8 protein-coding genes are annotated in these 10,109 nt (G+C 60.1%); 3 read left to right on the forward strand and 5 right to left on the reverse strand.

Annotated elements, in window-relative coordinates:
• Nucleotides 1-46: 46 nt before the first annotated feature.
• On the reverse strand, nucleotides 47-499 hold the full coding sequence (gene rimI / locus YA0848_RS31840; protein WP_034095746.1) for a ribosomal protein S18-alanine N-acetyltransferase: 453 nt from the start codon (nucleotides 497-499) through the stop codon (nucleotides 47-49).
• Nucleotides 492-1,235: an energy transducer TonB gene (locus tag YA0848_RS31845; protein WP_169903785.1), complete on the reverse strand. Its 744-nt coding sequence runs from the start codon at nucleotides 1,233-1,235 to the stop codon at nucleotides 492-494. The genes rimI and YA0848_RS31845 overlap by 8 nt, the downstream gene beginning before the upstream one ends.
• 186 nt (nucleotides 1,236-1,421) lie before the next feature.
• Here YA0848_RS31845 and mksB point away from each other — a divergent pair, with 186 nt between their 5' ends.
• From mksB to mksF, 3 genes are read left to right on the forward strand one after another with little or no spacing between them, the layout of a single operon-like run.
• Nucleotides 1,422-2,699, forward strand: a complete 1,278-nt coding sequence (gene mksB, locus YA0848_RS31850) for an Mks condensin complex protein MksB (RefSeq protein WP_169903765.1) — start codon at nucleotides 1,422-1,424, stop codon at nucleotides 2,697-2,699.
• Entirely contained in the window at nucleotides 2,689-3,396 is a 708-nt protein-coding gene (gene mksE, locus YA0848_RS31855; protein ID WP_034095743.1) for an Mks condensin complex protein MksE, read from the forward strand. The genes mksB and mksE overlap by 11 nt, the downstream gene beginning before the upstream one ends.
• Complete coding sequence (gene mksF / locus YA0848_RS31860) at nucleotides 3,393-6,233, forward strand: Mks condensin complex protein MksF (protein WP_169903764.1); 2,841 nt, start codon at nucleotides 3,393-3,395, stop codon at nucleotides 6,231-6,233. Before mksE ends, mksF begins: the two co-directional genes overlap by 4 nt.
• 145 nt (nucleotides 6,234-6,378) lie before the next feature.
• Here the strand turns inward: mksF and YA0848_RS31865 are convergent, their stop codons facing one another.
• From YA0848_RS31865 to YA0848_RS31875, 3 genes are read right to left on the reverse strand one after another with little or no spacing between them, the layout of a single operon-like run.
• The gene (locus tag YA0848_RS31865) at nucleotides 6,379-8,682 is read right to left on the reverse strand and encodes a PqiB family protein (RefSeq protein WP_034095741.1); all 2,304 of its coding nucleotides are present in this window, start codon (nucleotides 8,680-8,682) and stop codon (nucleotides 6,379-6,381) included.
• Complete coding sequence (locus YA0848_RS31870) at nucleotides 8,675-9,298, reverse strand: paraquat-inducible protein A (protein WP_034095740.1); 624 nt, start codon at nucleotides 9,296-9,298, stop codon at nucleotides 8,675-8,677. Before YA0848_RS31870 ends, YA0848_RS31865 begins: the two co-directional genes overlap by 8 nt.
• Nucleotides 9,285-9,944, reverse strand: coding sequence for a paraquat-inducible protein A (locus YA0848_RS31875; RefSeq protein ID WP_034111645.1), 660 nt, complete (start codon nucleotides 9,942-9,944; stop codon nucleotides 9,285-9,287). The genes YA0848_RS31870 and YA0848_RS31875 overlap by 14 nt, the downstream gene beginning before the upstream one ends.
• Nucleotides 9,945-10,109 lie beyond the last annotated feature (165 nt).

Below are 10,109 nucleotides of genomic sequence, written 5' to 3' on the forward strand. Positions count from 1 at the left end.
TCACCTGTGGGAGGCGGCTTAACCCCTCCCACATTGGCTCGGGTGGTCAGTCGACCAGAGTACAGGCCATGACGACCGCATCTTCCCGGCCACCCACGGCCGGGTAGTAATCCCGGCGACGGCCGATTTCGTTGAAACCGTAGCGTTCGTACAACCGGAACGCTGCGGTGTTGCTGTCCCGCACTTCCAAGAAGCACTCCCGCGCGTTCGCGGCATGTGCGCGGGACATCAGGTGTTCGAGCAATGCCAGGCCCAGACCGCGGCCCTGGTTTTCCGGCTTTACCGTGATATTGAGCAGATGCGCCTCGTCGAGAATGATCTGCACCACACCGTGCCCCACTTGCTGCTCGCCTTCGAACATCAACCAGATCTGGTACTTGCCCAGCCCATCGAGAAAAATCCCACGGGTCCAGGGGTGACTGAACGCCGCATATTCGATTTTCAGCACGGCGTCGAGGTCGGCCTCGGTCATCGGGCGGAAGGATAAAGCCTCACTCATCGGTTGTTTTCCAGCGCGCCATCAGCCGGCGCATGGCTTGCCAGACATCAGCCTTACGCTGTGGCTCTTCCATTAATATTTCCAGGCCCGGCAGGGCCCATACCGAGCCCAGGCTGTCGACCTGCAGCTCGCGATACCACGCCTCGGCGTTGGCTTCACCGGCAAAACGCACAGCGGGCAGGCCGATCAACCACACACACACGCTGGGCTCGTCTTCGAGGCGCGCCGCCACAAAGCCTTGCACAAAGTCGCGCGCAGCCTCGGGGCCTTGATCCATGGTGCCGCGCGTCAGCAGCGGCCAGCGCACCGGGTCGCCGACGATCTGCGGGCTGTCGGGCAGGCCGGCGGCGCGCAGCATGTCCTTGAGCAATAGATAGGCCGGGTCGCGGGTCTGGAAGCGCTCGCCGGTGGGCAGCTCCACCAGCAGCAGGCAACGCCCGGCGCGCAGCAATTGCAGGGCAAAACGCGGCGGCGGCACCACCGGCGCCTTGACCACCGGCGCAGCCTCTTCGACCACGGCCGGCTTGGCCACTGGCGAGGGCCGCGGGACTTCGATCTTGGCCCGCTCCACCGTTGGGCGTGTCTCGGGCGCAGACTTGATCACCGCGACCGGCGGGGCCGCTTCCTCCCCCGAAGACTCGAACACCGCGTCGGGCTCAAGCGCTTGCAGCAGCTCGGGCCGCGACGGTGCGGCAAACGGCAGTTCGGTACGGGGCAGCCAATTGACCACCTGCATGGCGGTCAAGTAAGCGCGACGTCGGGACTCGATAAGCACAGCTCGGCCACTTGTGGATAAGTAAAGAGCGGGGATTCTACCGCTGTTCGCTCACAATCGCCCACTGCACACTGACCGGCTGTGGATAAATCCCCCGTCCGATGCAGTACAATCGCGACTTTTAATCGCCAACCAGCGGCCATTCCCATGATCGAACCCAAGCGCGTCCTGCGCGCCCTCGCCGAACACTGGGCCTTACTTGAGCCACTGTGCGAACACTTCGACCAAGGCACCCTGAGCCTCGGCGAGCTGCGCGCGCAACTGGCCGCCCAACAACTGGACAGCACGCCCCAGGACATCACCAGCCTGTTGGACGTGTGGATTCGCCTCGACATCCTCGTGCCTGTGGCCAAGAGCCCGAATCGCTTCGAGCTTAACGCGCAGATCCACGATTTCCTGGCCTATCTTCGCAAGGAGCACCGGCTGGGCCTGTGCCTGGAGATCGAAGCCTACCTGCGCCACCTTGAGCGCCTGGCCGGTTATATCCAGGACGCCTTCGACATCCGCGACGGCCACGACCTGGCCCGCCAACTGCGCTTGCTCGACATGCGCGTGCGCGACGTGCTGAAAAAACTCGCCAACGACGAACAGGCCCTGGCCGCTGTGGCCGACCGCGCCAAGACCAGTGACCGGCAGATCCCGTTGCGCCAGCGTTACGCCGAGGTCTTGGCGACCTGGGACGAATACGTCGAACCGATGATCCAACTGGTGAACGCCGACGGCGCCTTCGAACAAGGCGTGCGCAAAGTGGAAAACGTGCTGTTGCGCCTGCTCACCGAACAGCAGCGCCTCGGCCATCTGGTGGAAGATGACATGCTGCTGCGTACCCACGCGCGCATCCTCGAAATGCAGACCAGCGCCCAACTGACCTTGCGCCATGCGCGGGAACTGTTGCTGCCGCTGCGTGAAGAAGCGCGCCGGCACAACGCCGTGACCCGTGGCGCGGCGCTGGCCTTGTCGGCCATTCGACGCAAGGGCCTGGACGCGGTGCCGCAAGCGGCAATGCCGATGTTTACCCGACCGCAAAGCACCTTCCTGGGCAGTGCGAGCCAGGTCGAAGCCTATGTGTATGCCCTGGCGAATTTCGAGCCCAAGCCTGCGCGGTTCCCCAAGGCTCACAAGTCCCACAAGGGCGAAGCCCAACGCGCGCCGCGCACGGTCAAAGAGATGCTCGAACGCTGCGAAGACGCGTTGCCGATGCCGGACTTGATGTCCTGGCTGCTGGAGCAGGAACCGGACGGCGCCACCGACGAATTGCTGTACTGGTTCTCGCGCCTGTCCCGCGAAAAACGCTTCAAGCGCGAACGCCTGGAACGTCGCGACTATCACACCCACGAGCACCAGGTCAGCCTGCGCTCCTTCGCCCTGCTCCCGGCCACGCCTGACGCGGCCGAGCATTCTGCGAGCACTCCTCATGCATCTTGATCTATCCGAACTGTCCCAGCTGGCGCCGATCTTCCGCGAGCTGTTCAAGGGTTACCATGTCAGCCGCCGCGACCCGGAGCTGTACGCCCAACTGTCGAACTTCCAGGACCAGTACCGCACGTTGTTCAAGGCCCTGGGCTTTGAGCTGGTTTGCGACACTCGGGGCTTCTACTACTTCGTGCCCGACACCGCCGTGGCTGCCGCGCAGGTCAACAAGACCGCGCAGCGCCTGGCGCTGTTCACCTTCATCATCGTCGAGCACCTGGCCGACCAGGGCCGCGACCCAATCGCTGTGCTGGACGGTGGCAGCCTGGGCCGCGACGAGCTGCCGTCGCTGCTGGAAAAGTACCGCGACCTGTTTATCCAGGCCGAAGTGCAGACCCAGGAAGAACTCGAAGAAAAAATCATGCGCCGCATGACCCAACTCGGATTCGCCAGCGAAGACAACGGCGTGTACCGCTTCCTGCCGCCGATGCACCGTTTCCTCGACGTGTGCCTGTCGGTGCAGCAGGACCGCGACCTGGCAGCCAGTGTGCACAGCGTCTTGCCACTGCCGGCGCCGGTGATCATCGACGAAGACAGCGATGAGAAACTGCTGCAGACCGATGACCCGCTGGACCTCAGCGAGTTTGACAACGAGAGCGAAGAAGACGCCCTGGCCCGCGCCATTGCCGAAGAACAGGAGACCGACGCATGAGTAAGGAACGCTACGGCATCCGCCGCTTCGCCCTATTGAACACCGCCGGTTACAGCCTGGGCTTGTTTCCGCTGGAAGAGCCGCTGTCGGTGTACGGCGCGAACAACCTGGGTAAGTCCGCCTCAATCAACGCCCTGCAGTTCCCGATCCTGGCACGCATGTCGGACATGAGTTTCGGCAAGTACACCCTGGAACAATCGCGGCGCTTCTACTTTGCCAGCGACACCAGCTACATCCTCGTGGAAGTCTCCCTGCCCCACGGCCCGCATGTGATCGGTGTGGTCGGCCGCGGGCCAGGCGGTGGTTTCGGCCACCAATTCTTTGCCTATGCCGGCAAGCTCGACCTGGCCCACTACCAGAAAAACGACACCTGCCTGCGTCAGAAAGAACTGTTCACCAACCTTGAACGCGAGGGCCTCAAGGCTTACGAACTCAAGCCGGATGAACTGCGGCGTTTGCTGGTCGGCGGTCACACGTCGATCCCGCTGGACCTGACATTGATCCCGCTGCGCTCCACCAGCGAGCAGAGCCTGAAGACCTTCCGCGCGCTGTTTATCAACCTGCTGCACATGCGCGAAATCACCGCGGCCAAGCTCAAGCAGCTGTTCCTCGATGCGTTTGAACACAGCCTGCGTTCCGGCAGTGTGGATTACATCGCCGCGTGCGAAGAAGCCTTCCGCGATGTACGACGCATGGAACAGGACTACAACTCCCTGGTGGCCGCCGGGCCGCTGGTCGAAGCCCTGGCCAATGGCGTGAAGCACCGCGACATCCTGCGCGGCAAACTGCATCGCCTGTCGCCACTGTTGGATTCGCTGCTGGGCACCTGGTCGGACTACGCCAGTGCACGCAAGGAAGAGCTGACCATCCAGGCCGAGCATTACCGCAACGAACAGGACGCGCTGCAGAACGACCAGCGCGGCGGCACTCAAGAGCTGATGCGCCTGGAGCGGGAAATCAGCGGCATCCAGCGTTGGCTGGGTGAATTGTCGGTGCTCAAACATCGCTTCGCGTTGGTGGACGATGTGAAAGTGCTGGAGCAGCAATTGCTCGCAGCCAAGGATGCTCACGACGAACTCGCGGGCGCACTGGCGCAGTCGCGACAGTTCAGCGCCGAAGACTTGGACGAGCGCTTGCGTGACCTGGAAAAGCGCTTGAAGTCGGTCAAGCAGCAGCTAGACCATGCGGACAACAACAGCTACGCCAAGCTGCGGGAAGAATTCTCACAGCAGGATGTCGAGCGTCTGATGCGACTGTTCAACAGTTCGCTGTTCAGCCTGCCGTTGGGCGAGCATGGCATCACGCTGGATGAGGATGGCCTGTGGGTTAAATCCCTGGAGCAGATCCTTGATGGCTTCAAGGGCGAGCGCTTTGAAGTGCCGGGGTTGTCTATCGACATTTCCCACATCGAACAGCCGGCATTGCAGGCCCTCGCGGATCGTGCGGCGTTGCGCGACCAGAAAGAGCGCCTGGAAAAAGAACTCAAGCAGCTCAAAACTCAGCAAGCCGTGGCGGCTGACCGCGCCGCGAGCAAAACCCAGACCGAAGCGCTGTACCAGCAGGTGCTGGACGCACAGAAAGCCTTGGAAGATTTCCGTCGCGCGCAAACCCTGAGCGCCGAAGAAGGCGAAAAACTGGAAAGCCTGGCGCAGATGGAAGCGGCCCAGGACGAGTTGAAGCGCTCCAGCGACGCGTTTACCGAACGGGTCCAGCAACTGTCGGCCAAGCTGCAACTGGTCGGGCGTCAAATCGGCGACATGGAAGCCAAGCAGCGCACATTGGATGACGCGTTGCGCCGTCGTCAATTACTGCCTGCGGACTTGCCGTTCGGCACGCCGTTCATGGACCCTATCGACGATTCCATGGACAACCTGCTGCCGCTGCTCAATGACTATCAGGACAGTTGGCAGGGCCTGCTGCGCGCCGACGGCCAGATCGAAGCGCTGTACGCTCAGGTGCGCCTCAAGGGTGTGGCCAAATTCGACAGCGAGGATGATGTCGAGCGTCGCCTGCAACTGCTGATCAACGCCTATGCCCACCGCACCGATGAAGCCCTGACCCTGGGCAAGGCACGCCGTGCGGCGGTCACTGATATCGCGCGCACCTTGCGCAATATCCGCAGCGACTACGACAGCCTGGAACACCAATTGGCGCTGTTCAACCGCGAGATCAACAAGCGTCAGGTGTCCAACCTGCAGAGCTTCCGCATCGTACTGGCACCGAACAAGGAAGCGCTCAAGCATATCGACCAGATCATCCACAGCGCCGGTCAATACGAAGAAGGCGAAACCTTGTCGGTGTTCGATCTCAGCCAGAGCGCCGAGCAGGACAACAAGAACGAAGAAGCCAAGGAATACCTGGCTCGCCTGGTGGCCGCCAACCATAACCAGTTGGGCCTCAAGGATCTGTTCGAGCTGGCCTTCGAAATCACTAAAGTCAACGGCCAGCCGGTGATTCACACCGATATCGATGGCGCGGCGTCCAACGGCACCACCATGACGATCAAGGCGCTGACCAACATGTATTTGTTGCTGCACTTGATGGACCGCGACCAGGCCGGTCGTGTGCGTTTGCCGTACTACCTGGATGAAGCGGCGGATATTGATGAGAAGAACCAGGCCGCGCTGCTGGAAACCAGTTTGCAGCTGGGCTTCGTGCCGATCCTGGCGAGTGTGAAACCCCAGGTTTCCGCCCAGGTGGCTATCGACTTGGAAGGCGGTAGCGGACCGAATGGTATCTACATCGACGAGGCGGACTGGAAGTACATCCGTCGTCGTGATGTGGTGAAGGCCACGGTAAACGTGCAGGCGGATGAACCGGAGCTGGATGAAGTCTGACCGGTTGCACTGAAATGCAAAAAGGCCGCGATCTTATGGATCGCGGCCTTTTTTTGTGGTGATGTTGAGGCTCTTGTCGGGAGCAAGCCTTCCCACATCCTGATTTATGTGGGAGGGGGCTTGCCCCCGATTGCCGCGCCTCGGTTTATTTGCCCAGTGGAATCTTGGGCGCCCAGGTCAGCCATTCATCTTCGAACTTGTCGAACAGCGGAAAGGTTTGTTGGGCACGCGCTGCGTTACCCATGCGCTCACCCTCCGGCGTGGCGAATGCAATACCACCCGCCACTAGAGTCTCCAGGGACTCGGTGCGTACCGTTGCGCCTTTGAACAGGCCGAAGTCGAGCCCGAACCCACTGGTGTTCCAGAAACGGCTGCCACTGCGCACCAACGGCGCGTACTTGGGTTCGATCAGGATATGGATCAACACACGGTCGGCGGTCTGGCCCAGCTCGTAACCGGTGACTTTGCCCACGGTGACTTCACGATAGGTAACCGGCACGCCTTCCTTGAGAGAACCGCGACGCGCTGCGCTCAGGACCAGTCTCAAACCAGCTTCTTGGTTCACGACTTCCGGCGGTTGATTTAGCGCGACGAAATTTTTCTGCGGGCCGGCATTTTTCGCCGCCGGTTGCACCTCGATGTACTGACCGGTGACCAAGGTTTCGAGGTTGGACGTTTTCATCAGGCCCAACTCAGGCTTGACCACCCAGAACTGACTGCCGACGCGCGCAACGCGATCGGCCACTTGGGTGATACGCGCACTGAGCATGACCGACTGCATATCGGCACTCAGGTCGACACTTTCGATCTTGCCCACATCCAACCCCTTGAAGCGCACCGGGGTTCCTGGGCGCAGGCCATCGGCGCGGTCGACCTTGATGGTGACGAGGGTCCCATGTTGATTGGCGGCCTCACGGTCGGCAAACAGACGGAAGCGAGGGATACGTTTTTTCAGCGGAACGTTTGCTTGCGGGGTTTCGAAAGCGATACCGCCGGCCATCAGGCTCGCCAGGGACTCACTTTTTACTTGGATACCGCCGGTCAGGCCGCCGGTCAGGGTCACGCCGCTGGCATTCCAGAACCGCGTCGAACCGTTGACGAGGTTCTCGTATTCCTTCTCGATGTGAACGCCAATCACCAGTTGCTTGCTCTTGCGCGAGAATTGATAGCTCTGCACCGAACCGACTTTGACCTGCTTGTAGAGTATCGGGCTGCCGACATCCAGGGAGCCCAGGTTGTCGGTGAACAACACCATATGCAGGCCCGGAGAACGCAGGTCCAACGGCGGCGCTTTGGCCCGCGCGACAAACTCACGTTGCGGGGCACTGCCTTTGTCACCAGGGCGGATGGCAATGTAGTTACCTTTGACCAAGGCTTCCAGACCGGTGATGCCGGCAAGGGAGATGGAAGGTTTCACCACCCAGAACTGGGTGTCCTGCACCAGGTAATCTTCGGCCAAGGGGTCTAGGGTCAATTCCGCATTGGCGCTGGACAGATCCGGATCGATCTTCAGAGTTTTCAGGCTACCGACCTGGATGCCCTTGTACATGACCGGCGTGCGCCCCGCTTGCAGGCCTTCGAAGTCAGCCAGCTTGACCTTCACACGAATACCGGCGGCGGCCGCGTCGAAATCTTCGTACAAGCGGAACGGCAAGCTTGGATCGGTGGGCGGACTGTCTTTGCGATTTTCTGGCGTGGCGAAGGCGATACCACCGGCTACGATGCTGGAAAGCGACTCGCTGCGCACTTTGACGCCGGAGAGGTTAGCGTCGATGCTGATACCGCTGGCGTTCCAAAAACGCGTGTGTTTGCGCACCAGGTGCGCGTAAGTCGGCTCGATGTAGAGTTTGATCTCAACGGTGCTTTGATCTTCGGACAGCAGATAGCTTTTGACCTGACCCACCTGGATCTGCTTGTAGAACACCGGGCTGCCCCGGTTGAGCGAGCCGAGGCGGTCGGCTTTGACGGTCAGGTGCAGGCCGGGCTTGGCGTCGGACAGAGGCGGTTCTTCGGAGAGCGCCTTGAATTTGCGAGTGGGTTCGCCATCGCCAGGGCTGGCAGCGATGTAGTTGCCTGATACCAGGGTTTCCAGACCGGTGATGCCCGCGAGGCTGACGCTGGGCTTGACCAACCAGAAGCGCGTGTTGGTTTTGAGGTATTGCTCGACGTCCTTACCCATCTCGATGGTGGCGATCACCCCGCGATTGTTGCCTTCGTCATCAAGTGCCAAGGCTTTGACCTTGCCCACGGGCATGCCTTTATAAACCACTTCGGTTTTGTTGACCTGGATGCCCTCGCCGCTTTCAAAGCGCACCTGGATTTCGATGCCCTGCTGGGAGTAAGCACGCCACCCCAGCCACCCGCCGATAATCAGGGCAATCAGAGGCAACACCCATATGGCTGACCAGTTGGAAGCAGGGCGGGTTTTAGCTTTAGGCAAGTCACTCATGGTCGTCGTCCGACTCCGTGTTATCCCAAATCAGTCGGGGATCGAAAGTTACAGCGGCAAGCATCGTCAAGATCACCACACTGGCGAACGCCGCAGCGCCGAGGTTGGCCTCGACGCTGGCAAGTCGTCCAAAGTTTACGACCGCCACGAGGATGGCGATCACGAAGATATCCAACATGGACCAGCGGCCAATGAATTCAATAAAACGGTACATCACGATACGTTGTTGCGCCGAGAGCGGTTGATGGCGCTGCACCGAGAACAGTAACAAACCGATACCCACCAGCTTGAATGTCGGCACAAGAATACTCGCGATGAATACCACTGCGGCAATCGGGTACATACCATGCTGCACCAGCTGGATAACACCGGCCATAATGGTACTGGGATCGCCCTGCCCCAAGGAGTTGACCGTCATGATGGGCAGCATATTGGCAGGGATGTAGAGCAAAGCGGCGGTGATCAACAACGCCCAAGTACGCGTAAGGCTATCAGGGCGGCGAGCATGAACCAGCGCGCCACAGCGGCTGCACACTTGCTCATCGACATCTGGCTCTTGCTTATTCAACTCATGGCATTCGGTGCAAATCAGAATGCCCGCATCAATCGCCCGCATGATCATCCTCCCCTGACAGCGCTTGCCAGATCTGGTGGGGCGACATCACCACCTCAAGCAGGACCTGAACCATCAACAAACTGACAAAGCAACCAAGGCCCAGGCCAATCGTGATGGACGCCATGTCAGCGAGCTTGACGATCGCCACCAGTACGCCCATCAAGTAGACCTCCAGCATCCCCCAATCTCTCAAGTGGTGGTAAATACGATAGAGCAGCAGGCCATAACTGCGGCCGATGTTCCACCGTATGCTCAGCAGCACGGCTAACTGACACAGCAACTTGAGCAAGGGAATGCCCATGCTGCAAAGGAAGACCACGATGGCCACACCCTGCATGCCTGTGTCGAAGAGACCGACAACGCCGCTCCACACGGTGTCCTCGGAAGACTGACCCAGTAGATTGAGCTGCATGATCGGCAGAAAGTTCGCAGGGATGTACAACAACAGTGCAGCAAGTACCAAGGCAAGGCTTCGCTCAACCACGTTATGTCGGTGAGCGTACAGCTCGTAACCGCAACGTGGGCACTGGGCTTTTTCGCCAACAGCGAGCACGGGTTTGCGCATCAGCAGGTCGCACTCATGGCAGGCCACCAGGTCGTCCAGCGGTAAATCCGACACCTCTGTGGCATCAACCGGATCGGGCATAGTAGGGCTCTGACTCTAAAAATGGTTAGGTGCCTATTCTAGTGGTCTGGTTCAGAAATAACTGTTCAAATTTGTCGGCGATTTGGCGGTGCTCTTGGACTGAGTAGAAGGTAAACCTAATCGAGCTTCTAATGTTTTCGAGCGAGCAAAACAAAACCCCAATTG

This window comes from Pseudomonas sp. S4_EA_1b (assembly GCF_016307435.1).
GTDB lineage: Bacteria > Pseudomonadota > Gammaproteobacteria > Pseudomonadales > Pseudomonadaceae > Aquipseudomonas > Aquipseudomonas rhodesiae.